The following is a 337-nucleotide window of genomic DNA, read 5'->3' on the forward strand; positions in this document are numbered from 1 at the left end:
TGGCGTCACCGGCGGCAACTACGAGCACCTGGAAACTGCTGGTACTCCGACCACCGTCGTCACCGATGATCCTGCGCGCCTCGACACCACCGGCCTGACTCTGTCCGCCACCGGTTCCGTGCAGGAAGGCGGCAGCATCGTTTACACCGCCAAGCTGACCAACCCAGCCGGCACTGAGATGAAGATCACCTTGAGCAATGGTGAGACCATCACCATTGCCAAGGATGCGACCGAAGGCTCTGTCACCTTCGCCGCACCAAAAGACACCGTGTACGTCGACGCTGGCAGCGTCAGCGTGACCATCACTGGCACCACTGGCGGCGATTTCGAGCACCTG

1 protein-coding gene is annotated in these 337 nt (G+C 61.7%); it reads left to right on the forward strand.

The window, feature by feature from the left end; all coding sequences use genetic code 11:
• A partial coding sequence (locus tag DM374_RS32880; protein WP_157969833.1) for an immunoglobulin-like domain-containing protein occupies positions 1 to 337 on the forward strand: 337 nt, incomplete at both ends.

Origin of the sequence: Pseudomonas huaxiensis (assembly GCF_003231275.1) — a bacterium.
Taxonomy (GTDB): Bacteria; Pseudomonadota; Gammaproteobacteria; order Pseudomonadales; family Pseudomonadaceae; genus Aquipseudomonas; species Aquipseudomonas huaxiensis.